General features: G+C 75.1%; 22 protein-coding genes. 10 read left to right on the forward strand and 12 right to left on the reverse strand.

Going from position 1 to position 24,573, the window contains the following annotated elements:
- Positions 1 to 78 precede the first annotated feature (78 nt).
- The 4 genes from IE316_RS22330 to IE316_RS22345 all read left to right on the forward strand — a co-directional run bounded on the left by IE316_RS22330 (position 79) and on the right by IE316_RS22345 (position 4,755).
- Complete coding sequence (locus tag IE316_RS22330) at positions 79 to 1,275, forward strand: DUF5685 family protein (protein WP_190206220.1); 1,197 nt, start codon at positions 79 to 81, stop codon at positions 1,273 to 1,275.
- Positions 1,276 to 1,378: 103 nt separating this feature from the next.
- A complete protein-coding gene (locus tag IE316_RS22335) occupies positions 1,379 to 2,173 on the forward strand; it encodes a DUF1684 domain-containing protein (protein ID WP_190206221.1) in 795 nt (264 codons plus the stop codon).
- Between the two features lie 198 nt (positions 2,174 to 2,371).
- Positions 2,372 to 3,277 carry a S1 family peptidase gene (locus tag IE316_RS22340; RefSeq protein WP_190206222.1) on the forward strand — a complete coding sequence of 302 codons (906 nt, stop codon included), beginning with the start codon at positions 2,372 to 2,374 and terminating at the stop codon, positions 3,275 to 3,277.
- Between the two features lie 404 nt (positions 3,278 to 3,681).
- Entirely contained in the window at positions 3,682 to 4,755 is a 1,074-nt protein-coding gene (locus IE316_RS22345) for a S1 family peptidase (RefSeq protein WP_229910518.1), read from the forward strand.
- Positions 4,756 to 4,774: 19 nt separating this feature from the next.
- Here the strand turns inward: IE316_RS22345 and IE316_RS22350 are convergent, their stop codons facing one another.
- The gene (locus tag IE316_RS22350) at positions 4,775 to 5,833 is read right to left on the reverse strand and encodes an ABC-2 transporter permease (RefSeq protein ID WP_190206224.1); all 1,059 of its coding nucleotides are present in this window, start codon (positions 5,831 to 5,833) and stop codon (positions 4,775 to 4,777) included.
- Positions 5,834 to 5,984: 151 nt separating this feature from the next.
- Here IE316_RS22350 and IE316_RS22355 point away from each other — a divergent pair, with 151 nt between their 5' ends.
- On the forward strand, positions 5,985 to 9,497 hold the full coding sequence (locus IE316_RS22355) for a DNA polymerase III subunit alpha (RefSeq protein ID WP_190206225.1): 3,513 nt from the start codon (positions 5,985 to 5,987) through the stop codon (positions 9,495 to 9,497).
- Positions 9,494 to 10,462, forward strand: coding sequence for a DNA polymerase Y family protein (locus tag IE316_RS22360; RefSeq protein ID WP_190206226.1), 969 nt, complete (start codon positions 9,494 to 9,496; stop codon positions 10,460 to 10,462). The genes IE316_RS22355 and IE316_RS22360 overlap by 4 nt, the downstream gene beginning before the upstream one ends.
- A gap of 65 nt (positions 10,463 to 10,527) precedes the next feature.
- On the opposite strand, the gene IE316_RS22365 is transcribed toward IE316_RS22360, so the two are convergent.
- Complete coding sequence (locus tag IE316_RS22365) at positions 10,528 to 11,565, reverse strand: lytic polysaccharide monooxygenase auxiliary activity family 9 protein (protein ID WP_190206227.1); 1,038 nt, start codon at positions 11,563 to 11,565, stop codon at positions 10,528 to 10,530.
- A gap of 197 nt (positions 11,566 to 11,762) precedes the next feature.
- Positions 11,763 to 11,897: a hypothetical protein gene (locus tag IE316_RS35990; protein WP_268257649.1), complete on the reverse strand. Its 135-nt coding sequence runs from the start codon at positions 11,895 to 11,897 to the stop codon at positions 11,763 to 11,765.
- 267 nt (positions 11,898 to 12,164) lie between these two features.
- Between IE316_RS35990 and IE316_RS22370 the strand changes: the two genes are divergently transcribed.
- Positions 12,165 to 12,533 (forward strand): GntR family transcriptional regulator, encoded by a 369-nt coding sequence (locus tag IE316_RS22370; RefSeq protein WP_190206228.1) that lies wholly within the window; start codon positions 12,165 to 12,167, stop codon positions 12,531 to 12,533.
- Between the two features lie 51 nt (positions 12,534 to 12,584).
- Here the strand turns inward: IE316_RS22370 and IE316_RS22375 are convergent, their stop codons facing one another.
- The 5 genes from IE316_RS22375 to IE316_RS22395 form a co-directional block, all read right to left on the reverse strand.
- Positions 12,585 to 13,340, reverse strand: coding sequence for a DUF72 domain-containing protein (locus IE316_RS22375; RefSeq protein ID WP_190206229.1), 756 nt, complete (start codon positions 13,338 to 13,340; stop codon positions 12,585 to 12,587).
- Between the two features lie 17 nt (positions 13,341 to 13,357).
- The gene (locus IE316_RS22380; protein ID WP_190206230.1) at positions 13,358 to 14,455 is read right to left on the reverse strand and encodes a DUF5925 domain-containing protein; all 1,098 of its coding nucleotides are present in this window, start codon (positions 14,453 to 14,455) and stop codon (positions 13,358 to 13,360) included.
- A 67-nt stretch (positions 14,456 to 14,522) separates the two neighbouring features.
- Positions 14,523 to 15,323 carry a polysaccharide deacetylase family protein gene (locus tag IE316_RS22385; RefSeq protein ID WP_190206231.1) on the reverse strand — a complete coding sequence of 267 codons (801 nt, stop codon included), beginning with the start codon at positions 15,321 to 15,323 and terminating at the stop codon, positions 14,523 to 14,525.
- On the reverse strand, positions 15,316 to 16,374 hold the full coding sequence (locus IE316_RS22390; protein WP_190206232.1) for a glycosyltransferase family 2 protein: 1,059 nt from the start codon (positions 16,372 to 16,374) through the stop codon (positions 15,316 to 15,318). Before IE316_RS22390 ends, IE316_RS22385 begins: the two co-directional genes overlap by 8 nt.
- Positions 16,371 to 17,189 (reverse strand): glycosyltransferase family 2 protein, encoded by an 819-nt coding sequence (locus tag IE316_RS22395; protein WP_190206233.1) that lies wholly within the window; start codon positions 17,187 to 17,189, stop codon positions 16,371 to 16,373. The genes IE316_RS22390 and IE316_RS22395 overlap by 4 nt, the downstream gene beginning before the upstream one ends.
- A 512-nt stretch (positions 17,190 to 17,701) precedes the next feature.
- Here IE316_RS22395 and IE316_RS22400 point away from each other — a divergent pair.
- Positions 17,702 to 18,514 carry an SGNH/GDSL hydrolase family protein gene (locus tag IE316_RS22400; RefSeq protein ID WP_190206234.1) on the forward strand — a complete coding sequence of 271 codons (813 nt, stop codon included), beginning with the start codon at positions 17,702 to 17,704 and terminating at the stop codon, positions 18,512 to 18,514.
- 12 nt (positions 18,515 to 18,526) lie between these two features.
- Here the strand turns inward: IE316_RS22400 and IE316_RS22405 are convergent, their stop codons facing one another.
- Entirely contained in the window at positions 18,527 to 20,140 is a 1,614-nt protein-coding gene (locus IE316_RS22405) for a serine/threonine-protein kinase (protein ID WP_190206235.1), read from the reverse strand.
- A gap of 392 nt (positions 20,141 to 20,532) precedes the next feature.
- Here IE316_RS22405 and IE316_RS22410 point away from each other — a divergent pair, with 392 nt between their 5' ends.
- Positions 20,533 to 20,802: a hypothetical protein gene (locus IE316_RS22410; protein WP_190206236.1), complete on the forward strand. Its 270-nt coding sequence runs from the start codon at positions 20,533 to 20,535 to the stop codon at positions 20,800 to 20,802.
- 117 nt (positions 20,803 to 20,919) lie between these two features.
- Here IE316_RS22410 and IE316_RS22415 read toward each other — a convergent pair whose 3' ends face one another.
- Together IE316_RS22415 and IE316_RS22420 are read right to left on the reverse strand one after the other, a co-directional pair.
- Positions 20,920 to 21,702: an ABC transporter permease gene (locus tag IE316_RS22415; RefSeq protein WP_190206237.1), complete on the reverse strand. Its 783-nt coding sequence runs from the start codon at positions 21,700 to 21,702 to the stop codon at positions 20,920 to 20,922.
- Positions 21,699 to 22,643, reverse strand: a complete 945-nt coding sequence (locus IE316_RS22420; protein WP_190206238.1) for an ATP-binding cassette domain-containing protein — start codon at positions 22,641 to 22,643, stop codon at positions 21,699 to 21,701. The genes IE316_RS22415 and IE316_RS22420 overlap by 4 nt, the downstream gene beginning before the upstream one ends.
- 63 nt (positions 22,644 to 22,706) lie before the next feature.
- On the opposite strand from IE316_RS22420, the gene IE316_RS22425 reads away from it, so the two are divergent.
- Positions 22,707 to 23,411, forward strand: coding sequence for a TetR/AcrR family transcriptional regulator (locus IE316_RS22425; protein WP_190206239.1), 705 nt, complete (start codon positions 22,707 to 22,709; stop codon positions 23,409 to 23,411).
- Positions 23,412 to 23,417: 6 nt separating this feature from the next.
- Here the strand turns inward: IE316_RS22425 and IE316_RS22430 are convergent, their stop codons facing one another.
- Positions 23,418 to 24,572 carry a type ISP restriction/modification enzyme gene (locus tag IE316_RS22430; RefSeq protein ID WP_190206240.1) on the reverse strand — a complete coding sequence of 385 codons (1,155 nt, stop codon included), beginning with the start codon at positions 24,570 to 24,572 and terminating at the stop codon, positions 23,418 to 23,420.
- Between the last annotated feature and the right edge of the window lies 1 nt (position 24,573).

A 24,573-nucleotide genomic window follows, 5' to 3' on the forward strand; every position in this document is an offset into this window, starting at 1 on the left:
CGGACAGGGCGTCCGGGTGAAGTCCGCGATCGGTACGATGCCGCAGCTCAGCGTCGTCGTCACCACGGGGGAAGCGTCGTGTTCGGAATCGTCAGGCCGTGCCGGCACCGGCTGGGGGAGGACCTCACCAGCCAGTGGATGGCGCATTTGTGTGGATTGTGCCTCGCGCTGCGCGGGGACCATGGTCAGTTCGCCCGCATCGTCACCAATTACGACGGCCTGCTGATATCGGTGTTGACGGAGGCTCAGGCCGCACGGGACGCGGGGACGCGCCGGACGGCGGGGCCCTGCCCGCTGCGCGGGATGCGCACCGCGTCCGTCGCGCGGGGCGAGGGGGCGCGGCTGGCGGCGGCCGTCTCCCTGGTGCTGGCCTCGGCCAAGGTGCGCGACCACGTCACCGACGGTGACGGACTGCTGGCCCGCCGGCCGGTGGCGCGCGCCGCCCGCCGGGTCGCCGCGCGCTGGGACGCGGCCGGGGCGCGCACCGGCACCGCCGTCGGCTTCGACACCGCCGTGCTGCTCGACGCGGTGGACCGGCAGGCCGGGATCGAGGCCCTGGCCGGGCCGGGGACGCCGGTCCTCACGGTCACCGAGCCGACCGAGACGGCCACCGCCGCCGCCTTCGCGCACACCGCCCACCTCGCCGGCCGGCCGGGCAACGCCGCACCGCTCGCCGAGGCCGGGCGCCTCTTCGGCCGGCTCGCCCACCTCCTGGACGCCGTGACGGACCGGGACGCGGACGCCGCGTCGGGCGCCTGGAACCCGCTCACCGCCACCGGGACATCGCTGGCCGAGGCCCGGCGGCTCGCCGACGACGCCGTGCACGGGATCCGACTGGCGCTGCGCGACGCCGAGTTCACCGACGGACGGCTGGTCCACCGGCTGCTCGTGCACGAACTGCGCGCCTCCGTCGACCGCGCCTTCGGCACCGCGTCCTGCGCGCACCCGCCCGCCGCCCCGACCGCCTCCGCTCCCCGCGCCGCCGGGCCCTACGCCCCGCCCGGCACCCCCGGGGGCCCGGCCGCCCCGCCGCCGGAGCCGCCGCGCGGGAACCGGCGGGGGCTGCTCGCCGGGTGCGCGGTGTGGCTGGGGCTGGCCTGCACCTGCCAGTTGTGCTGCGGCACCTACTCCGACCCCTGGACCGGCGAGCGCAAGCAGAGCCCGTGCGGCAACTGCGACTGCGGCGGGTGCGGCGACTGCTGCCAGTGCTGCCAGTGCTGCGGCGAGGAGGGCTGCTGCGACGGGTGCGACTGCGGGTGCGATTGCGGGTGCTGAGGAGGTGCTGAGGGGGGTGCGTCGGGCGGGGGCCGGGGGGCAGGTGCAGGTGGGGGCGGGTAGTGGTCGGTGCGGTGTGCCGGGTGCGTGGGAGGCTGGGGGCATGACGACGGACGTACCGGATGTTTCAGACGCATGGCAGCGGTGGCACGAGCAGCGGGTGGCGGCGGTGACGGCGCCCTACGGACCGCTCGCGCTGACCGGCACGTACTGGCTGGAGGACCACCCGGACGGCCGGCTCCCCGGCATCCCCGGGAACTGGACGTCCGGCCGGGACACGGTGGTGCTGACCGCCGGGGAGGGCGACGGGTTGACCCTGGACGGGCGGCCCTTCACCGGCCGGACGCTGCTCACCGCCGACCACGGCCCGGCCGGCGCGGCCCGGGTGGCGCACGGTGAGCGGAAGCTGGTGGTTATGGTCCGCGAGGGCGCCTGGGGGGTACGGGACTTCGACCCGGACGCCGAGGCGCGGCGGGCGTTCCGGGGCATCGAGGCCACCCCGTACGATCCGCGCTGGTCGGTGCCCGGGCGGTTCACGCCGTACGGCGACGGGGACCGTAGGGTGCGGGTGCCGAACGCCGACGGGCGCGAGCGCGGGCTCGGGCTCTCCGGGGAACTGGCCTTCACGCTGGCCGGGCGGGAGCTGACGCTCCAGGTGGCGGTCGAGGAGGACGGCTCGCTGTGGGCGGTGTTCGCCGACGCCACCAGCGGGGTGAGCAGTTACCGCTTCCGGTTCCTGCGGCCGCCGGCGCCGGACGGGCAGGGCCGTACGACGGTCGACCTCAACCGCGCGCTGCTGCCGCCGTGCGCGTTCGCCGACCACTTCATCTGCCCGTTCCCGCCCCCGGGCAACACCCTGGACATCGCCGTCGAGGCGGGGGAGCGCGCGCCGGCGTGAGCCGGGCGGACGCCCGCGCGGCGGCCGACGGCCGAAAGGCACCCTTGCGCCGACCGGCCGTTCGGCCGAATACTCCCCCTCAGCGCTTGTCAGGGGCACGCTGTGTTCCGGAATCCGGACGTCCGGGCCTCTGGCTGCGCCTCACGGGCCCACGACCCCACGAGTAGGCCCCCGACTTCCCCCGTGGAGGAACGAAAAGTGAGGATCAAGCGCACCACCCCCCGCAGCGGTATCACGAGACGAACCCGGTTGCTCGCCGTATCGACCGGTCTCGTGGCCGCCGCAGCGATCGCGGTACCGAGCGCGAACGCGTCGGAGACGCCCAGCACCTTCAGCTCCGCCGAGCTCAAGAGCGTGAGCAACTCGGTGCTGAAGGCCGACGTCCCGGGCACCGCCTGGGCCGTCGACAGCAAGACCGGCAAGGTCCTGCTCACCGTCGACAGCACGGTGTCCCAGGCCGAGATAGCCAAGATCAAGAAGCAGGCCGGCGAGAACGCCGGCGCGCTGACGATCAAGCGCACTCCGGGCACGTTCAGCAAGCTGATCCAGGGTGGCGACGCCATCTACGCGGACAGTTGGCGCTGCTCGCTCGGCTTCAACGTGCAGAACAGCAGCGGCACCCAGTACTTCCTGACCGCCGGCCACTGCACCGACGGCGCCGGCAACTGGTACTCCAACTCCGCGCGTACCACGGTCATCGGTACGACCGCCGGTTCCAGCTTCCCGGGCAACGACTACGGCATCGTGCGGTACACCGGGTCCGTCAGCCGGCCCGGCACCGCCAACGGCGTGGACATCACCAGCGCGGCCACCCCGGCGGTGGGCACCACCGTCATCCGGGACGGCTCGACCACCGGTACGCACAGCGGCCGGGTCACCGCCCTGAACACCACCGTCAACTACGGCGGCGGCGACATCGTCTCGGGCCTGATCCAGACCACGGTCTGCGCCGAGCCCGGCGACTCCGGCGGCCCGCTCTACAGCAACAGCGGCATCGCGTACGGTCTGACCTCCGGCGGCAGCGGCAACTGCACCTCCGGCGGTACGACCTTCTTCCAGCCGGTCACCGAGGCGCTGAGCGCCTACGGCGTCAACGTCTACTGAGCGGACGTCACCGGACGGATCGGAACTAGTGGTTCCGGGGAGCCCCCGCACGCCAGTCGTGCGGGGGCTCTCCCTTGTCCGCGGCCGGGGCCGCCGGGCCGCGCCGTCCGGGTGGGGCGGCCCCTCCCCGGAACCCCCGGCGGGGAGCGGATCCGGACAGGACCGGACCGTCCCGCCGGCCGGGGGATCACCCGTCCGTGATGTTTGCGGAAGCGGACCGGCCGGTGGCGGGGGCGAACGGTGAAGGGCGTGTGCCCGCGCTGGAGTTGTCGTGCGCACGTGTCCGGGGCGACCTTGTGTGCGACCTGGGCGTTTCGGAACAGTGGATTCCAGGTCAGCCGTCCTTCCGGCCCCCGAGACCCCCACGCCCGCCGGGCCGGCCCCCCCCCACAGGAGGACCCGAGTTGAAGCACCGACGCACTTCCGGGCGGCGTACCGCCGTGGCCGGAGCGGGTATCGCCGCCCTGGTCGCCGTGGCCGTCACGTTCCAGACCGCGAACGCCGGCGCGGCCCCCGCGCCCGAACCCCTGTCCGCCGCGGCGGCCGGAAAGCTCGCCTCGGCCCTGCTGACGGAGCTCGGCGGCGACGCGGCCGGCACGTACTACGACGCCGAGGCCCGGAACCTGGTCGTCAACGTGCTCGACGACGACGCCGCGCGGACCGTCGAGGAGGCGGGCGCGAGGGCGAGGGTCGTCGCGCACTCCCTCGCCGACCTCGGCGACGCGCGCGCCGTCCTGAAGCGGGACGCCACCGTCCCGGGCACCTCCTGGGTGACCGACCCCATCGCCGGCAAGGTCGTGGTCACCGCCGACCGCACCGTCTCCGGGGCCGAGCGGGCCGCGCTGGCGAAGGTGGTTGGTGGGCTCGGCGACCGGGCCGAACTCCGCCGTACGGAAGGAAAGTACGAGCCCTTCCTCGCGGGCGGCGACGCCATCACCGGCAACGGCGGCCGCTGCTCGCTCGGCTTCAACGTGACCCGGGGCGGCGCACCGTACTTCCTCACCGCCGGCCACTGCACCGAGTCCGCCTCCACCTGGTCGGACTCCTCCGGCACCGTCGTCGGCCGCACCGCGGCCTCCAGCTTCCCCGGCGACGACTACGGCCTGGTCGAGTACACCGCCGACGTGGCCCACCCCAGCGAGGTCGACCTCTACGACGGCACCGCGCAGCCGATCACCGGCGCCGCCGAGGCCACCGTCGGCCTGGCGGTGACCCGCAGCGGCTCCACCACCCAGGTGCACTCCGGCACCGTCACCGGCCTCGACGCCACCGTGAACTACGGCAACGGCGATGTCGTCGACGGCCTGATCCGGACCGACGTCTGCGCCGAGCCCGGCGACAGCGGCGGCCCGCTGTTCTCCGGCAGCAGCGCGATCGGCCTCACCTCCGGCGGCAGCGGCGACTGCGTCTCGGGCGGGGAGACCTTCTTCCAGCCGGTGACCGAGGCCCTGGCGGCGACCGGGACGCGGATCGGCTGAGACCCGCCGGTCTCCCGGGTCAGCCCGCCTGGGTCGGCAGTTCCGCCTCGTCGCGTCGCCGGCGCAGGGCCGACGCCAGCATCGTGAGCGCCGTCCCCGCCACCGCCCACGCCCACAGCACCAGCAGGGACAGGGTCAGGTCGTTGCTCCGGAAGTACGCGACCGAGCGGGCCGCCCAGGTGCCCGCGCCCGGCGGCAGCGCCGGGCCGATCGCCTTCCAGAACGGCGGCAGCATCGGCAGCGGGAAGGCGCCGCCCGCGCTCGGGTTGCCCGCGATCACCACCAGCAGGATCGCCAGCCCGATGCCGACGATCCCGAAGACGCCCTGGAGGGCGAGGGTGGCGGCGCCCACCGCGAAGGTGACCAGCGCGCCCAGCCCCCACAGGTCGGCCACGCCGCCGGGCAGCGCGCCCAGGACCGGCCCGACGATCACCGCGCCGCCGAGCCCGCCGACGATCGCGACCAGCGCCATCACGATCAGCCGGATCGCGGCCCGGCGCGGGTTGGCGGGCCGGGCGCCGGTGCTGATGGCGAGGATCGAGGCGCACAGATAGCCGCCGACGCACCAGCCGACGACCAGGTAGAACGAGGACAGCCCGTCGAAGTCGCGGGGCGAGGCCGGGGCCACGTCGACGGTCCGCACGGTCCGCCGCTCGGCCCGCTCCGCCTCGGTGACGAGGCCCTTCAGGGTGGTGGCGAGGGCGGTGCCGCCGCCGGAGGCGACCAGCAGGGTGTCCCGGGTGCCGCGCGGGTCCACGACCAGGGCGCCGTCGATCTCCCGGTCCATGATCTTCTTCCGGGCGCCCGCCTCGTCCCGTACCGCGCGCGGGTCCAGCGGCGTACCGGGCAGCCCTTCCAGTTGGGCCACCGTGCGCCCGGCGGCGGCCCCGGGGGCGACCACCCCGAAGGGCACGTCCCTCGGCTTCGGGTCGTGCAGCGCGCCGACGTAGGAGGCGATGAACAGCAACTGGAGCGCGAGCACGCCGAGCACGAGCAGCGTGGCCCGCGGGGTGACGGCGTCCCTCACCTCGTCCAGGAAGGAGCCCTTCCGGGACGCGGCGCCGGTGGTGTGTGACATGTCCCCACGGTCCTGGTCGGGGGGTGTTCGCGCAGGTGGGGCGGGGCCGAACGGATGTCGTACAGGTATTCGAAGATGGGGGTATGGTGGAAGAGCTAGTTGGAACAGGCGTTCGATAGGACGTGGAAGCTCATCAGTGCGGGAGGTGCGTGTGCCGGGATTCCCGCATCTGCACACCGTCTCCGGGTTCTCCCTGCGCCACGGCGCCTCGCACCCGGAGAGGCTGGCCGAGCGCGCCGCCGAGCGGGGCCTGGACGCCCTCGCCCTCACCGACCGCGACACCCTCGCGGGCACGGTCCGCTTCGCCAAGGCGTGCGCGAAGGAGGGCGTCCGCCCGCTGTTCGGCGCGGACCTGGCGGTGGCCGCCCCCGAGACCGGCCCCGGCCGCACCGACACCTCCGTACGCCGGGACCGGCGCCGCACCCCCGTGCGCGGCGGCGCCTTCATCGACGAGTCGGCCCAGCGCGTCACCTTCCTCGCCCGGGACGGCGCCCGGGGCTGGGCCGACCTGTGCCGGCTGGTCTCCGCCGCCCACCGCAACCCCGGCACCCCCCTGCTGGCCTGGCCCGACAACCACGCCGACGGCCTGACCGTGCTGCTCGGCCCCGACTCCGAGGTCGGCCGCGCCCTCGCCGCCGGCCGCCCCGACCGCGCGGCGCGGCTCCTCGCGCCCTGGCGGGAGGTGTACGGCGACGCCCTGCGGCTGGAGGCCGTCTGGCACGGCCGGACCGGCACCGGCCCCGGCTCCCTGCGGCTGGCCGCCCGTACCGTGGGCTTCGCCGCCGAGCAGGGCGTCCGGCCGGTGCTGACCAACGCCGTCCGGTACGCCGACCCCGGCCAGGGCCCGGTCGCCGACGTGCTGGACGCCGCCCGCCGCCTGGTCCCGCTCGGCGTCACCGGGGAACGGGACTCCGGCGAGGCGTGGCTGAAGGACACCGCCGCCATGACCGGGGCCGCCGAGCGGATCGTCGAGGCGGCCGGCTTCCGGCGCGACACCGCCCACCGCCTCCTGGAGCAGACCCGGGCGACGGCCGCCGCGTGCCTGGTCGACCCCGAGGACGACCTCGGCATGGGCACCGTCCACTTCCCCGAACCGCACCTTGTCGGCGCCGGGCACCGCACCGCCCAGCGGGCGCTGGCCTCCCGGGCGGCGGCGGGGATGATCCGCAAGGGGTACGACCGGCGGCGCGGCTACTGGGAGCGGATGCACCACGAGCTGGACATCATCGCCCACCACGGCTTCGCCTCCTACTTCCTCACCGTCGCCCAGGTGGTGGACGACGTACGGGACATGGGCATCCGGGTCGCCGCGCGCGGCTCCGGCGCCGGTTCGCTCGTCAACCACCTCCTGGGCATCGCGCACGCCGACCCGGTCGAGCACGGGCTGCTGATGGAACGGTTCCTCTCCAAGGAGCGGGTGGTCCTGCCCGACATCGACATCGACGTGGAGTCCGCCCGCCGCCTGGAGGTCTACCGCGCGATCATCGGCCGGTTCGGCGCCGAGCGGGTGGCGACCGTCGCGATGCCGGAGACGTACCGGGTCCGGCACGCCATCCGGGACGTGGGCGCCGCGCTGTCCATGGACCCGGCCGAGATCGACCGGGTCGCCAAGTCCTTCCCGCACATCCGGGCCCGCGACGCCCGCGCGGCCCTGGCGGAACTGCCCGAACTGCGGAAGCTGGCGGGCGAGCAGGAGAAGTACGGCAGGCTCTGGGAGCTGGTCGAGGCCCTCGACGCCCTCCCGCGCGGCATCGCCATGCACCCCTGCGGCGTGCTGCTCTCCGACGCCTCCCTGCTCTCCCGTACGCCGGTCATGCCGACCAGCGGCGAGGGGTTCCCCATGGCCCAGTTCGACAAGGACGACGTGGAGGACCTCGGGCTGCTCAAGCTGGACGTGCTGGGCGTGCGGATGCAGTCGGCGATGGCGCACGCGGTCGCCGAGGTGAAGCGGGCGACGGGCACCGAGGTGGACCTGGACGCCGTACCGGACGGCGACCCGGCGACGTACGCGCTGATCCGGTCCACGGAGACGCTGGGCTGCTTCCAGATCGAGTCGCCGGGCCAGCGGGACCTGGTCGGCCGGCTCCAGCCCTCGACCTTCCACGACCTCGTGGTGGACATCTCCCTCTTCCGCCCCGGCCCGGTCGCCGCCGACATGGTGCGCCCCTTCATCGAGGCGCGGCACGGGCGGGCGCCGGTGCGCTACCCGCACCCGGACCTGGCCCAGCCGCTGGCGAGCACCTGCGGGGTCGTCGTCTTCCACGAGCAGGTCATCGACATCGTGGCCATCATGACCGGCTGCGGGCGCGGCGAGGCGGACCGGGTGCGGCGCGGGCTGTCCGACCCGGAGTCGCAGGGGCGGATCAAGGTGTGGTTCGCGCAGCACGCCGCGGCGAACGGGTACGACGCCGAGACGATCGGGCGGACCTGGGAGATCGTCGAGGCGTTCGGGTCGTACGGCTTCTGCAAGGCGCACGCGGTCGCCTTCGCGGTGCCGACGTACCAGTCGGCGTGGCTGAAGGCCCACCACCCGGCCGCCTTCTACGCCGGGCTGCTCACCCACGACCCCGGTATGTACCCCAAGCGGCTGCTGCTGGCGGACGCGCGGCGGCGCGGGGTGCCGATCCTGCCGCTGGACGTGAACAAGTCGGGGGTCGCCCACCGGATCGAACTGGTGTCTGAATCAGGGGTGTGGGGACTGCGGCTGGCCCTCTCCGACGTGCACGGCATCAGCGAGGCCGAGGCGGACCGGATCGCCGCCGGACAGCCGTACGCCTCCCTGCTCGACTTCTGGGAGCGGGCCCGGCCCAGCCGCCCGCTGGCCGGCCGCCTCGCCCAGGTCGGCGCGCTCGACGCGTTCGGCGCCAACCGCCGCGACCTGCAACTGCACCTGACCGAACTGCACCGGGGCGCCCGCGGCGGACGCGGCGACCAGCTCCCCCTGTCCGGCGGCCGGCGGACGGCGAAGGCCGGGCTGCCCGACCTGACCTCGGAGGAGCGGCTCAGCGCCGAACTGGGCGTGCTGTCCATGGACGCCTCGCGCAACCTGATGGACGACCACCGCGCCTTCCTCGACGAGCTGGGCGTGCTGTCCGCGCGACGGCTGCGCGACGCCCGGCACGGGGAGACGGTGCTGGTCGCGGGGGCGAAGGCGGCCACGCAGACGCCCCCGGTCCGGTCCGGCCGGCGGGTCGTCTTCACCACCCTGGACGACGGCACCGGCCTGGTCGACCTCGCCTTCTTCGACGACTCCCACGACGCCTGCGCCCACACCGTCTTCCACTCCTGGCTGCTGCTGGTGCGCGGGGTGGTGCAGCGCCGCGGCCCGCGCAGCCTCAGCGTGGTGGGCGCCGCGGTCTGGAACCTGGCCGAGCTGGTGGAGGTGCGGCGCCGGGAGGGCCTCGACGGAGTCGCGACCCTCCTGGCCGGGGGCAGCACCAGGGGCGACGGCACCGAGGACGGCCCCGCCCGGCGCCGGCTGGCCGGCTCCGACGGGCGGCCCGCGCCGGCCGGCTCCGCGGCGCCGGACGAGATGGAGCGCCGGCGGACCCTCCGTATGCCCACGGGGTACGAGATGCACCCCTGGGCCGATCTGCGCCCCGCGGGCGAAGGGCCCGCGGTGGGAAGGAAGTTGTGGCACCAGAGTCCGGGGAGTGCGGGATGACCATTCTCTGCGTACGTTTCCAGTTGCCGCCCCTGTACGAGGCGGCCCTGCCGGGGCTGCTCGGCCTGCTGGAGGAGTTCACGCCGGTCGTCGAGGCGCTGCCGCCGGACGGCGCGCTGGCCGATCTGCGGGGCGCCGAACGGTACTTCGGGCGCGACGCGGTGGAACTGGCGTCGGTGATCCGGGTCCGCGCCCTCGCCCTGCACGGCGTCGACTGCGCGATCGGCGCCGGGCCGGGCCCGATGCTGGCCCGCATGGCGCTGCGGGAGGCCCGGCCCGGCGCGACCCGCGCGGTGCCCGAGGGGGACGTGGCCGGCTTCCTCGCGGGCAAGCCCGTCGCCGCGCTGCCCGGCGTCGGCACCGCGACCGCCCGCACCCTGTGCGAGTACGGCCTCGACACCCTCGGCCGGGTCGCCGCCGCGCCCCTGTCCACCCTCCAGCGCCTGGTCGGCGCGCGGACCGGCCGCGAACTGCACGAGAAGGCCAACGGCGTCGACCGCGGCCGGGTCGTCCCCAACGGAATCTCCCGATCTCTGGCCACCGAACGCCCCTTCACCCGCGACGAGCTGGACCCCGAGCGGCACCGCCGCGCCCTGCTCTCGGCCACCGAGGAACTCGGCTCCCGGCTCCGCGCCCTGGACAAGGTCTGCCGCGTCCTCACCCTCACCGTGCGCTACGCCGACCGGTCGGCGACCGTCCGCACCCGCACCCTGCGGGAGCCGACCGCGCACTCGGCCGCCCTGACGGACGCGGCCCACGCGATGTACGAGGCGCTCGGCCTCCAGCGCGCCCGGGTCCGCGCCCTCGCCCTGCGCGCCGAGGACCTCACCCCCGCCGAACAGGCCACCCACCAGCTCACCTTCGACCCCGTGGACGAAAAGGTCCGCCGCATCGAACAGGTCGCGGACCGGGCCCGCGCACGGTTCGGCCCCCGGGCGGTGATGCCGGGGTCGCTGGCGGCCTAGGGCCTGTCCCAGCGGGTGAGCCGGGTCTGTCCGCCCTGAGCCGGCGGACGGACCCGGCTCACCGGTCAGCGGGCGCGGGTGGCGCGGCGGCGGACCGAGGCGAAGAGGGCGGCGGCGCCGAGGGCCAGGGCGGCGGCGCCGCCGACGGCGAGGTACGGGGTGCCGCCGTCCCCGCCGGTCTCGGCGAGGGCCGCCCCGGCACCCGCGGCCCTCGGCCGGTCGGGCGCGGCGGCCGTCTCGTCGGCCGGGGTCCCCGGGGCGGTCGTCGGGTCGGTGGTCGGGTCGGTCGTCGTGGTGGCGTCCTGGTCGCCGTGGCCGTGGTGCTCGACCGTCGACTGGCCGGCACCGGCCGCGATCTGTGCGTCGGAGGGGGCGGAGGCCGCCGGGGCGGCGCTCGCGGGGGTCCCGCCGGGTGCGTCGGTCGCGTCGGGTGCGCCGGTCGCCGTGCCGGTGCCGCTCCCGGCGGCGGTGCCCGTGCCGGCGAAGGCGATGTCCGAGCAGGAGTAGAACGCCTCCGGGCTGTCCGAGCGCTGCCAGACCGTGTACAGCAGGTGCCTGCCGGTGCGCTCGGGCAGGGTGCCCGGGAAGGTGTAGAAGCCGCCCGAGGCGACCGGGTCGGTGACCGTCGCCACCGGCGCGGACAGGTCGAGGTCGCTCCAGGCCGGCGGCCGGGCCGGGTCGTAGCCGGGCTTGGTGATGTACACCTTGAAGGTGCCCTTGTGCGGGGCGGTCACCCGGTACTTGAACACGTACGCGCCGCTGTCCACCGGCGTCGCCGGCCAGTCGGCGCGGGCCAGGTCCAGGCCCTTGAACTCCGGGTCGCCGGCGCTGCACAGCTCGCCGTCCGGGATGCGCTCCTGGTGCCGGCCGGCCGCGTCGCCGATGCGGATGCCGTTCCAGTCGTAGAGCGCCTGGGTGCCGCCCGCCGCGACCGCCGCCCGGCACGCCGCCGAGTCCGGGCTCTCCGGCCCCTCGGCGTAGCACTGGGCGACCCGGCTGACCGGGTCGCCCAGCGAGCCGTGCGCGAAGGCCGGCGCGGCACTCAGGGCGAGGGGGACGGCGCCGAGCACGGCGACGGCGGCGGCCCTGCGGGGTGCGGGCATGGGAACTCCTCGGAAACGGTCGAACGGTCGCTTGCCGCGGGGGCGGCGGAGGCCGGAACCCGTGGGGGTGATCAGCAAGCTAGACCGAGGAGACCGGGAAAACGCCCGCTCGGGGCGGGCGACGGAGATCCTTATGGCCGCGTTAAGGGAGTGCTCAGGCTGCGCTCAGGTAACCGCGCGGGGCGGGGCGGGGCGGGTCAGCCGTCCGGCCACCAGGTGCGGGCGATGTCCTTGCGGACCTCGGGCCGGCCGGCCGGGCGCTCGTCGGACTCCTCGCGGACCCGGCGGGAGTCCGTCGACTTCAGGGGCTTCTGCACGGTCACACGGCGCATGGCTGCCTCCTTACGAGCCCACCGGGTTCCGTGTTCTCACGGAGGTAGACCCTTTTCGCGAGAGTTCCTCATCGTCACAGCCCTGTCAGTGGCGGCGGTCACGATGCGGCTGTCAGTGGTGCCTGTCACTCTTCATGGCGGTACGTCACCGCGTGGTCACAATCGGGCGCTCACGGGCCTCCGTCGCGAACGATCGTCGGCCGTTGCAGGTGTCGTTGCCCGTGATCGCCTCCCGGTAATCCGCCGCGGGTACGGGAGAATCGGTCCGTGACCCTGAAGATCCGTATCCATGACGGCGCACCGCCCTACGAGCAGGTGCGCGCCCAGATCTCCGAGCAGGCGCGGTCCGGAGCGCTGCCGGTCGGGTACCGGCTGCCGACCGTGCGGGGCCTGGCCGAGTCGCTGGGGCTGGCCGCGAACACGGTCGCCAAGGCGTACCGGGCGCTGGAGGCGGACGGGGTGATCGAGACGCGGGGGCGCAACGGCACGTTCGTCGCCGCGGCGGGCTCGGCGGCCGAGCGGGAGGTGGCGTCCGACGCGGAGGGGTTCGCGGTGCGGGCCCGGCGGCTGGGGGTGTCGGAGGAGGCGGCGCTGGCCGCCGTACGGGACGCGCTGCGCGCGGCTTATGGGGGGTGAGGGCCGGGTGCGGGTGTGTGGGGGGGGCTGGTCGCGCGGTTCCCCGCGCCCCTACGAGGGCGTGCGGGTGACCGTCAGACCCGCGGTCCGGGCCAGGCCGGCGAAGGCGATGGCGTCGTGGACCGCCGCGGCGTTCGGGTCGTTGTTGAAGTACGCGTAGACGTCCTGGCCGTCGGGCCAGGTCGTGCCGATGCGGGTGACCCAGGTCGACAGGGAGCGGCGGCCGTAGCGGGGCCAGTCGGCGGTGCGGCCCTGGTGGAAGCGGACGTAACCCCAGTCGGCGGTGCGCCACAGCGGCGTGACCGGGCGGGCGCGCACATCGGCCCAGCACAGGGCCGCGTTCCGGGCGGTGAGGACGTCGCGCACCTCCGGCGTCCACCAGGAGTCGTGCCGGGGCTCCACCGCGACCCGGACGTGCGCCGGGAAGCAGCCGAGGCAGGCGTCCAGCAGACCCGGGTCGGCGCGCAGGGTGGGCGGGAGCTGGAGCAGCACCGGCCCGAGCCGGTCGCCGAGCCCGCCCGCGTGGGCCAGCAGCCGCCGCACCGGTTCCCCGGGGTCCCGCAGCCGCTTGACATGGGTCAGGAACCGGCTCGCCTTGACCGCGACGACGAAGTCCCCCGGCACCCGCTCCCGCCACGCCGCGAACGTCTCCGGCGCCGGCAGCCGGTAGAACGCGTTGTTCACCTCGACCGTCGCGAAGCCCGCCGCGTACTCCTCCAGCCACCGCCGCACCGGCAGCCCGGCCGGGTACAGCACGCCCCGCCAGTCCCGGTACTGCCAGCCCGACGTGCCGACGAACAGGGTCATACCCCCCATCAAAGCAGTTACAGGTACAGCCCTGCCTCCGCACCGGCCCGCGGCTCGGGCAGCGCGGTCGGCGAGGTGCCCCGGCGCAGCGCGTACAGCTCCGCCAGGGTGGCGCCCTCGCGGCCGAGGCCCTCCTCGGTGCCGAGCCAGTGCGCCGCCTCCGCGCGGGTGAGCGGGCCGACCTCGATCCGGGCCAGACAGCGGCCGGGGCGGACGACGGCGGGGTGCAGGCGCTCCAGGTCCTCGTTGGTGGTGACGCCGACCAGGACGTTGCGGCCCTGGCCGAGCAGGCCGTCGGTGAGGTTCAGCAGCCGGGACAGGGCCTGCCCGGCGGTGTGCTTGGCCTCGCCGCGGATCAGTTCGTCGCAGTCCTCCAGGAGCAGCAGCCGCCAGCGGCCGGTGCCGGTGGAGTCGTCGTCCTCGCCGATGGCGATGTCCATCAGATAGCCCACGTCGGCGAAGAGGCGCTCGGGGTCGAGGACGCAGTCCACCTGGCACCAGTCCCGCCAGGACCGGGCCAGGGTGCGCAGCGCGGAGGTCTTGCCGGTGCCGGGCGGGCCGTGCAGCAGGAGCAGCCGGCCCGCGATGTTCTCGGGGCCGGTCTTCATCAGGCGGTCCATCGCGTCCGCCACCGGCGCGGTGTAGTTGGGCCGCACCTCCTCCCAGGTGCCGGCCGAGATCTGCCGGGTGGTGCGGCGCGGGCCGCAGCGCGGGGAGAGGTGCCAGAAGCCCATCGGCACGTGCTCCGGCCGGGGTTCGGGCTCGTCGGCCGCGCCGTCGGTGGCCTCGCCGAGGACCTTCTCGGCCAGCTCCGGGCTGGTCGCGGTCACGGTGACGTCGGCGCGCCGGTTCCACCGGGAGACCAGTACGGTCCAGCCGTCGCCCTCCGCGAGGAGCGCGCTGCGGTCGTCGTCCCGGGCGGCCCGCAGGATCCGCGCGCCGGGCGGCAGCAGCGTCGCGCCGGACCGGACCCGGTCGATGCCGGCCGCGTGCGAGTACGGCTGCTCGCCCGTCGCGAAACGGCCGAGGAACAGCGCGTCGACGACATCGGTGGGGGAGTCGCTGTCGTCGAGGTGGAGCCGGATCGGCAAGGTGTCGTGCGGGTTCGCTGACATACCGCCATGATCCGGCACGGGGACGGCGCGTGCACCCGGTTTCCCCGGGACCCGCCCGCCCCCGCGCTCAGGCGTCCGCGCCGCGCGTCCGGCCGCGCAGTCGCCGGGCCCGGCGGACCACGGCGTACCCCTTGGTCAGGGCCCGGTCCCGGGCGAAGGCACGGGCGATCCCGCGGCCCTCAAGCAGCCGGGCGAACTCCTCCGCCCCCGTGGTCCGGCGCACCGTCAGACGGCGCAGCGCGTACGGGCCCTGGGCGCGGCGGGCCGGCCCGTTGCCCACGGCGAGGGCCTGCGCGTACCCCGTCTCCCGGACCGCCGCGCGCACCCGGCGGTCGGAGTAGCCGTACGGGTACGCGAACGAGGCCGGGGCGGTGCCCAGGTGGCCGGTGAGGATCTCCCGGCAGCGGATCAGCTCGTGGCGCAGAGCGCCGGTGCCGAGCTGGTCGAGCTGGGGGTGGGTGTGGCTGTGCCCGCCGATCTCCACGCCGGCCCCGGCGAGCGCGCGGACCTGGTCCCAGTCGAGCATGGTGTCCAGGGCGCCGCCGGTGCCGTACGGGCCGCGGAGCCAGCCGGTGGTGACGAACAGGGTGGCCGGGAAGCCGTGCGCGGCCAGCACGGGCAGGGCGTGGCGGTGCACGCCCTCGTAGCCGTCGTCGAAGGTGATCAGCACCGGGCGGCGCGGCAGCGGACGGCCGCTCCGCCAGGCCCCGGCCAGGTCGGCGGTGGTCACCGGGGTCAGCCCCCGCTCGGCCACCGCCGCCATTTGCTCCGCGAACGCCCGGGGGGTCACCGACAGCGCCCGGGTGGCGTCCGCCGGCTCGTCCGCGACGGCGTGGTACATCAGCACCGGCACGGCGGCCTCACCCATCGCCGCCCTCCGCGGCCCCGGCCCGGCCCGGGCCCGCCCCGGCCGCTGAGACGGGCTCGGCCCCCGGCCCCTCCGCCGCGACGGGCCCGGACGCGAAGGTCACCGCCCCCCGGCGGGCCCGGGCCGTGCCCAGGAGATAGCCGGCCGTCGCGGTGAGGACGCCGGTGACGATGGCGCCCGCGCGGGCGGCGCCGCCGGGGCGGGCGAGCAGGGCGTCGCGCAGACCGCGTACCACCCCGGCGGGCAGCACGCGGGTGGCGTACCGGCGTTCGGACTCCAGGCCCTTGCCGGTGCCGACGCTCCGCGCCACCAGCGCCTTGGACAGGCCCTCGGCGTAGGCGCGGGCGCGGAAGTAGGCGAACCGCTCGCGGGAGGCGGGCACCCGGTGGTGGACGACCGCGCGGTCGTCGACCAGGAGGACCGCGCCGGGCCGGGCCCGGGTGAGGCGGATGCAGAGTTCCGTCTCCTCGCCGCCCAGCGGACGCCGGTCGCCGCCGCGTCCGATGCCGGTGGCGAAGCCGCCCGCCGCGTCGAACGCCGCGCGCCGGAAGGAGGCGTTGCCGCCGAGCACGTTGCGCACCCGGGCCCGGCCCGGCGGCAGGCCGCGGTACGTGCAGCCCACCACCCAGTCGAACTCCTCGGGGAACCAGGCGGGCCGCCGCCCCGACGCCCAGACCGGCTCCGTGCGCCCGCCGACGGCCATGACCGCCGGGTCGGCGTACGCCGCGGCGAGGTACGCCAGCCAGTCCCGCTCGGCCACCGCGTCGTCGTCGAGGAACGCGATCACCTCCCCGCGGGAGGCGGCGATGCCGGTGTTGCGGCCCGCGGACAGCCCGCGCGGGCCCGCGTTGGCGAGCACCCGCACCTCCGGGGCCTCCTTGTACTCCCTGGCCAGCCGGCCCCGCAGCGCCGCGTTGTGGTCGACGACCAGCAGGGTCTCCAGGGCCGGCCGGGACTGCGCCCGCACCGAGGAGACCGCGGCGAGGATGGCCGCCCAGCGGTCCTCGGTGTAGGCGCAGATCACCACGGAGACGCCGGGCGGGCCGCTCAAGAGGCCCGCCCGCGCACCGCGCCGGGCGCCGCCGGGTGCGTACGGCCGCGCAGCGCGCGCCGGTTGGAGCGCTCCTGGAGGATCACCCTGAGCACCCGCAGCCCGTCCCGGACCGCGCGCAGATTGCTCACGCCGTGGATGCGCAGGTACTCGTGGCTGGGTATCTCCTGCACTCTCAGGCCCGCCTTGACGACCCGTATGTTCATCAGGGTCTCGACCTCGAACCCGGTGCAGTCCAGGTCGATCTTGTCCAGGCAGTGCCGCCAGAAGGCGTTGTAGCCGTAGCACAGGTCGGTGTAGCGGGCGCCGAACTTGCGGTTGACGGCCGCGCACAGCACGCGGTTGCCGAGCTTGCGGACGAAGGTCATGTCGTCGGTGCCGCCGCCGTTGGCGAACCGCGAGCCCTTGGCGAAGTCCGCGCCGGAGACCAGCGCGGAGACGTAGGAGAGGATCTCCTGGCCGTCGGCGGAGCCGTCCGCGTCGACCATCACGATGATGTCGCCGGTGCACGCCTGGAACCCGGTGATCAGCGCGTCCCCCTTGCCCTTGCCGCGCTGCTCGACCACCTTCACGTCCGGCCGCAGCGCCCGCGCGACCTCCACGGTGCCGTCGGTGGAGTTGCCGTCCACCAGCACCACCTCGTGCACCCAGTCGGGCAGCGTCTTGAAGACGTACGGCAGGTTCTCCGCCTCGTTCAGCGCGGGGATCACCACGCTCACCGGCGGCGCGATGGCCAAGTGGGTGGAGACGGGCCGGTACCTGGCGGCGGCCGGCGGGTCCCCGCCCGTCGTCGTCGGCGGCAGAACTGAACCCATGAGTCTGGTCCCTCTCGTCCGGCGGACCGCCGCCCCGGAGCGGTCCGGCACTGTAACCCGGTTCGAAAGGGGGGTGGTTCTCATCCATGTCACGGACGCCTCACGCTCCGTGCCCGTGGGATGAGCTGACAAAGCCGGCCGGTGCCAGGGAAGATACGGCAGCCGGCCACGCGGCACGACCGGCCCGGTCGCCTCGGCGGCCACCGGGCGCGGCACCCCCCTACCGCGCCCCGCCCCGGTCCGCCGCGGTCCCTGAGCCCTCCCCTGGAGCCGCTGATCGACGTACCGATCGGGCGAGTTGTCTGACGGTATTGACGATTGAACCCGTACGGCAAGACCTGGAACGAGCTCTCACGTTTTTGTTGGTTTGCCGCCATCCGTTCGGATGCCGGGCCTCAATCTGGCGCAGTCGGCAGGGGCCGTCAAGACCGCCTCTTTGGCATGAACGCTTCCTGTCAACACGCGTAGCTGGTACCACGGTCATGGCAGAGAACCTGCTAAAGGGAGGTTCCATGAGACGTTCCCGACTTGTCGGCTTCCTCAGTTCGCTCTTCCTGGCCGTCGGTGTCACCCTCACCGGCGTCGCCTCCGCCCAGACGTCCCAACAGCTCGCTCCCGGTGGTTATGTGGCCCTCGGCGACTCCTATTCCTCCGGGGTCGGAGCGGGCTCCTACATCTCCGCCAGCGGCGACTGCAAGCGCAGCACCAAGGCGTACCCCCAGTTGTGGGCCACCGCCCACGCCCCCTCGTCCTTCTCCTTCACCGCCTGCGCCGGAGCCCGTACGGGTGATGTCGTCGCCGGGCAGCTCGCCCCGCTCTCCGCCGCCACCGAGCTGGTCTCGATCACCGTCGGCGGCAACGACGCCGGTTTCGGCGACGCCATGACGACCTGTGTCCTGCAGTCCGACAGCGCCTGCCTGGACCGGATCGCCACCGCCCGCGCCTACGTCGAATCCACGCTCCCCGGCCGCCTCGACAGCGTCTACACGGCCATCCGCGACAAGGCCCCCAACGCCCGTGTCGTCGTCCTCGGTTACCCCCGCTTCTACAAGCTGGGCACCACCTGCATCGGTCTGTCCGAGACCAAGCGCAAGGCCATCAACGACGGCTCCGACCTGCTGAACACCACGATCGCGAAGCGCGCCGCCGACCACGGGTTCGTCTTCGGTGACGTGCGGACCACCTTCACCGGCCACGAGATCTGCTCCGGCAGCTCCTGGCTGCACAGCGTCAACTGGCTGAACACCAGCGAGTCCTACCACCCCACGGCGGCCGGCCAGTCCAGCGGCTACCTCCCGGTTCTGAACAGCGCCGACAACGTCTGACCCGCCGGTCCCTCACGGGGAGCCGGAAGCGGAGGGAGCGGAGGCCCCGCCCGTCGGGGTCTCCGTCCCGGTCTCCGTCTCACAGGTCACCGAGAACGCCACCCGGTCCGACGTGACGTCCACCGGGTCGCGCACCTCCACCCCGATCCACCCGGTCACCGTGCCGCCCTCCTCGTACGTCGTCACGGTCACGGTGTCCTCGCGGGTCCTCGCGCCGCCCTCGGGGAACGACAGCGTCTCCCAGCCCCGTCCCGGCATCGCCCCGCGGTCCGTCACCCAGCGGTAGCCGACCTCCGCGGGCACCCTCCCCACCGTGAACGTCGCGGTGAACGCGGGCGCCTCCTCGTCCGGCGGCGGGCAGGGCCCCGTGTACCGCCGGTGCGAGCCCGCCACGCTCACCCGGACCGACTGCGGCGCCGGCGACGACGTACCGGGACCACTGCTCTCGCTCTCGTCGCCGGAGGGGGCCGTGGTGGGGCCCGGGCCCGGCTCCGTGCCGCTCGCCCCCGGGTCCGGCGCGGAGGAACCCGCCTCCGCGCCGTGCTCCTTGCCGCCGTCCTCCCGGTCCAGCAGCGCGTACGTCAGTGCGGCCAGCGCCAGCGCCAGGGCGGCCAGGCCGGCGATCAGCGCCACGACCGCGCGGCGGTCCCGGCGCGGGGAAGCGGCCGGGGCCGTACCGTCCGACGCGGTCGTGGCCGGCGCCGGCGCGGCGAAGGGCGGGGCCGGCCCATCGGACGCGGCGTGCGCCACGAGCGTCGGCGCGAGCGAGGCGTCCGGCACGGTGTCCGCGCGCGGGGTGCCGCCCGCCCCGACGATCCGCAGCTCCCGCTCGGCCCGTTCGGCGGGCAGCCGCGCCGCCGGGTCCTTGCGCAGCAGCCCCTCGATGACGGGGGCGAGGGCACCGGCCCGCCGGGGCGGCGGCAACTCCTCGTCGACGACCGCCCGCAGCGTGCTCAGCGGCGTGTCCTGACGGAACGGGGAGACCCCTTCGACCGCCGCGTACAGCAGGACGCCCAGCGACCACAGGTCGGACTCGGGCCCCGGTGTGCGCCCCAGCGCCCGCTCCGGCGCGAGGTACTCCGGGGAGCCGACGACCTCGCCGGTCATGGTCAGCGCCGAGCTGCCCTCCACCGTGGCGATGCCGAAGTCGGTGAGCACCACCCGGCCGTCGTCGGCCAGCAGCACGTTGCCCGGTTTCACGTCCCGGTGCAGCACCCCCGCCTCGTGCGCCGCCCGCAGCGCGGCCAGCACCTCCGCGCCGAGGTGCGCGGCCCGCGCGGGCGGCAGCGGGCCGTCCGCCGCCAGGAGTTCGGCCAGGGACAGGCCCCGTACCAGCTCCATGACGATCCAGGGGCGGCCGTCGTCGGTGGCCACGTCGTACACGGTGACCACGTTGCGGTGGGAGATCCGGGCCGCCGCCCACGCCTCGCGCTCCAGCCGGGCGTACATCCGCCGTACATCGGTGCCGGGCAGCCCGGCGGGCGCGCGCACCTCCTTGACGGCGACCTCGCGGTGCAGCACCTCGTCGCGGGCGCGCCACACCGTCCCCATGCCGCCCTCGCCGAGCGGGGACAGCAGGCGGTAGCGGCCGGCGATCACACGCTCGCCACCGGGTTCTCCGGACACCGGCGCCCCCTATGACGTCTCGGGTGATTCCTCCCCGATTCCCTTCCCCAAAGTAGCCCGGCCGAGTACGGATGCCGCCCCCCGAACGCCGGTCCGTCCCCGGGCGGGCCGCCGCCGCGCACCCCGGACCCCGGCGACACGCCCCCGGCCGCCGCCCGTCCGGAACCGACCGGTCCGTCACCGGCCGTGACCGGCGGACCGGGTGGCGGCGCGGACCGGTCCCTTGACGAGGCAGGTTGTCCAACTCGCCCTGGAACCTTCCGGATTCGGAGAGTGATCGTCAACACCCTTGCGGGGTAGGTGAATCCTGTGACCGTGATACACGAGTGCCCCGAGAGGGCGATAGGGTTACCCTGCCCGGGCCGGGTGGACTCGTACGGGTGGGGAGTGACATGGAACAGATAACAGTGCGCAGCAGGGCCAGGGTCCCTGCGATCACCTGCGGGAGCAGCGCGACCAGCTCGCGTCTGGACCGCCATCTCGCGGTGCTGGGCGGGCCCGCCGTGCCGCAGCGCGAGACGGTCGAGGCGACCTCGCTGATGCGTGAGCTGACCGCGCGTGAGCCCGCGCACCGCAGCAGCGCCCGACGCGCCCGGGTACGCCGGGTCTCGCTCTTCGCACCCTTGCGCCGGCTCCGCCGCTCCCTCTTCGGCGGCAACTGAAAGACCCGCACCCCGGCGGCCACACCGCCCCGGCACGCGCCGCGCCCGCGTCGACCGTCATCCCCACGGCACGCGGCGGCGCCCCGGTGTACGCCCGGGTGCGGGCCGGCCCCCGGCTCAGCCCTTCCCGTGCGCGTGGCGGTGGACGGCGAGCGGCACGAACACCGCCAGCAGCACCGCGCACCACCCCAGCGCCCCGGCGACCGGGTGCGCCACCGGCCAGGCCGCCCCGTCCGGGACCGGCGCGTTGCCGAAGAGGTCCCGCAGTGCCGTGGTCACCGCGCTGATCGGATTCCACTCCGCGAGCGTCCGGAGCCAGCCGGGCAGCCCCTCGACCGGGATGTACGCGTTGGACAGCAGCGGCAGCAGGAAGACCGCGCCGCCCAACTGCCCGGCGGCCTCCTCGCTCCGGGTGAGCAGCCCCAGCCAGATCCCCGCCCAGCTCGCCGCGAACCGGAACAGCAGCAGCAGGCCGAGCGCGCCCGCCGCCCGGAGGGCCCCGCCCTCCACCCGCCAGCCCACCGCCAGCCCGACCGCCAGGAACGGCACCGTCCCCGCGGCCGTCACCACCAGATCCGCCACCGCCTGCCCCAGGGGCACCGCCGCCCGGCTCACCGGCAGGGTGCGGAACCGGTCCGTCACGCCCCGGTGGGTGTCCTGCGCCGCCTGGAACATCCCGGTCATGATCCCGCCCGCCGCCGTCGCCACCAGCAGACCCGGCACCAGGAACGCCCGGTACTCCGCGCCCGGCATCGCCAGCGCGCTGCCGAAGACGTAACCGAAGAACAGCAGCATGCTCACCGGCATCGACTGGGTGAGGATCAGCAGCCCCGGGTTGTTCCGCATCCGCAGCAACTGGCGGCCCAGCATCGCCGTGCCGTCATGGGCGAGGGTGTTCATGCCACGGGCTCCTTGCTGCCGGTCAGGCGGAGGAAGACGTCGTCGAGAGTGGGCGGGCGCAGTCGCGCGTCGGCCAGCGGCACGCCCGCGGCGTCCAGTTCGCGCACCAGGCGGGGCAGCGTCAGCGCCGGATCGGTACTGACCGCGCCGACGGTCAGCCGGGCGGCGTCCAGGGCCGGCTCGGCGCCGGTGAGCCGGTCCAGCACGGCGGCGGCCCGGACCAGCGCCGCCGGGTCGGTCACCACGGCCTCGGCGTAGGCACCGACCAGCGCCTTCAGCGCCGCCGGGGAGCCCGTGTGCGCGACCCGGCCCCGGTCCACCAGGGCGATGTCGTCGGCGAGCCGGTCGGCCTCCTCCAGGTACTGCGTGGTCAGCAGCACGGTGGTGCCCCGTTCCCTCAGCTCCCGTACCGCCGCCCAGATCCGGTTCCGGCTCGCCGGGTCCAGGCCGGTCGTCGGCTCGTCCAGGAACAGCACCTCGGGCCGCCGCAGCAGGCTCGCCGCCAGGTCCAGCCGCCGGCGCAGCCCGCCCGAGTACGTGGACACCGGCCGGTCGGCGGCCTCCGCCAGCCCGAACCGGTCGAGCAGCTCGGCCGTGCGCGCCCGGGCGTCCCGTATCCGGTGCAGCCTCGCGAACAGCCGCAGGTTCTGCCGTCCGGTGAGGTCCCCGTCGACCGAGACGTCCTGCCCGGTCACCGCGATCCGGCGGCGTACCTCCGCCGGCTCCCGCACCAGGTCGTGCCCCGCCACCCGCGCCGAGCCCGCGTCCGGCCGCAGCAGCGTGGTCAGCAGCCGCACCGCCGTGGTCTTGCCCGCCCCGTTCGGCCCGAGGATCCCGCACACGGTGCCCTCCGGCACCGCGAGATCCAGCCCCGCGAGGGCCCGCACCTCCCCGAAGCGTTTCTCCAGACCCTCACTAAGTACAGCGTACGTAGTCGTCATGGGGCGACCTTAGCGCACTACGTACGGTGTACGTAACTAGGATGGTGGGCGAGGTGATGACCGATGGCGGGCCGAGCGGCCGAACCCGAAGTGATCTGGGCGCGCCCCGAGCGCACCGGCCGGGGGCCCCGGCCGGCCTACCGCCGTGCCGACATCGCGGCCGCCGCGGTGCGGATCGCCGACGCGGAGGGCCTGGACGCCGTCTCGATGCGGCGGGTCGCCGCCGAACTGGGCTGCGGCACCATGTCGCTCTACAACTACGTCCCCCGCAAGGAGGACCTGCACGAGCTGATGGTGGACGCCGTGGGCGGCGAGCACGAGCTGTGGGAGCCCGGCGGGGACTGGCGGGCCGACATGGTGCGGGTGGCCGACCGGACCCGCGCGCTGATGCACCGCCACCCCTGGCTGCCGCGCCTGATGTCGCCGGTCTACGGCTTCAGCCCCAACTCTCTGCGCTTCCTGGAGCACTGCCTGGCCTGTCTGGACCCGCTCGACGCGCCCTACGGCACCAAGCTGGAGCTGATCGCGATGATCAACGGCGTGGTGACGACGTACGTCTCCAACGAGCTCGCCACCGCCGAACGCACCCGCTCGCTGCCCTGGTCGGAGGAGCAGGAGAACGCCGTGCGGATCGCCTACCTCGGCCGGCAGATCGCCACCGGCGCCTATCCGCGGATGGCGGCGGCCTTCGCGGAGGACGCCGGGCCGATCGACCTGGAGGCGGTCTTCCGGCGGGCGGTCACCCGCGTCCTGGACGGCTTCTCCTGAAGGCCCCTAGATCAGCGCCAGTTGACCCTCCGGGCCCTCCTCGTGGGGGTCCAGGACGGAGGCGGGGCGGCGGGTGGCGGCGGGGGGCGGGAGGACGCCCGCGTCGTGCAGCTCCGATGCGGTGATCGGGGCGGCCGGGGGCAGGCCGGCGGCCGTCGAGCGGACCTCGGCGAGCAGGGCCAGGACCGTGATGAGTTCCAGGAGTTCGGAGGTCCAGCTCTGCGGCCAGTGGGCGGGGCGGATGGCGGCGAGGGTGCCCGGCCCGGCCTCGGCGGTGCGGGCCGTGAACCAGCGCTCCAGTACCCGGGTCCCGCCGGTCTCGGTGTCCCAGGCGGCCGGCGGGACCGGGGCGATGCGGCCCTCGTCCAGGTACAGGGCCTCCTCCTCCCGGTCGTAGCGCAGGGTCAGCGGGCGGGGCGGCAGCGGGGCGCGGACGTACGGGCGCCGGCCGCCCGGCAGTTTGGGGCGCTCGCCGTCGCGGCGCATCAGCCACAGCGCCCGGTGGCCGAGCGCGACTCCGCGCGCCCACACCCCGGGGTCCGCGGTGAGCGGCACCACCGGGCCGGGGCGGGCCGCGGTCACCGTCCAGGCCAGCACGTCCAGCGGGTCGGGGCGGGTGCCGAGCCGGACGGCGAGGTGGTCCAGCAGGCCCGGCGCCAGGTTGGGTTCGGTGCCGCCGGGGCGCCGGTGGAACGGGCGGATCCGGCCCGGCCCGAACAGGGGCGGCAGGGCGGTCGCCAGGAGCGGGGCGGGCGCGTCGGGGGTCTCGACGACGAAGGTCTGCCGCGCGTCCGCCACCCGCCACAGCTCCGGACGGGCCGCGTCGATCAGCCGGTGGTCCGGGATCAGCCACTGCTCGTCGAAGGGCGCCCGCAGCACCCGTACCGGCTCCGGGCAGGGGCCCGAGGCGCGGGCCAGCTTCTCGGTGCCGCCCGCGCCGCCCGGCAGCTTCCCGACCGCGGTGTGCAGGGACCGGGCGCGGGTCGGCTCCAGCAGCGCCTCCCGGTCCGGGCCCTCGGCCTTCAGCAGCGCGTCCCAGCGCGCCTTCAGGGACGCCGGGTCGGGGGCCGCCGGCCAGCCCCGGCCGAGCCGCGGCGGTGCGACGGACCACGGCATGAGGTCCGCCAGCGGCGGAGCGTCGTCGTGCGTCACGCCCGGCATC

The sequence above is a fragment of the Streptomyces fumanus genome, assembly GCF_014655295.1.
Taxonomy (GTDB): Bacteria; Actinomycetota; Actinomycetes; order Streptomycetales; family Streptomycetaceae; genus Streptomyces; species Streptomyces fumanus.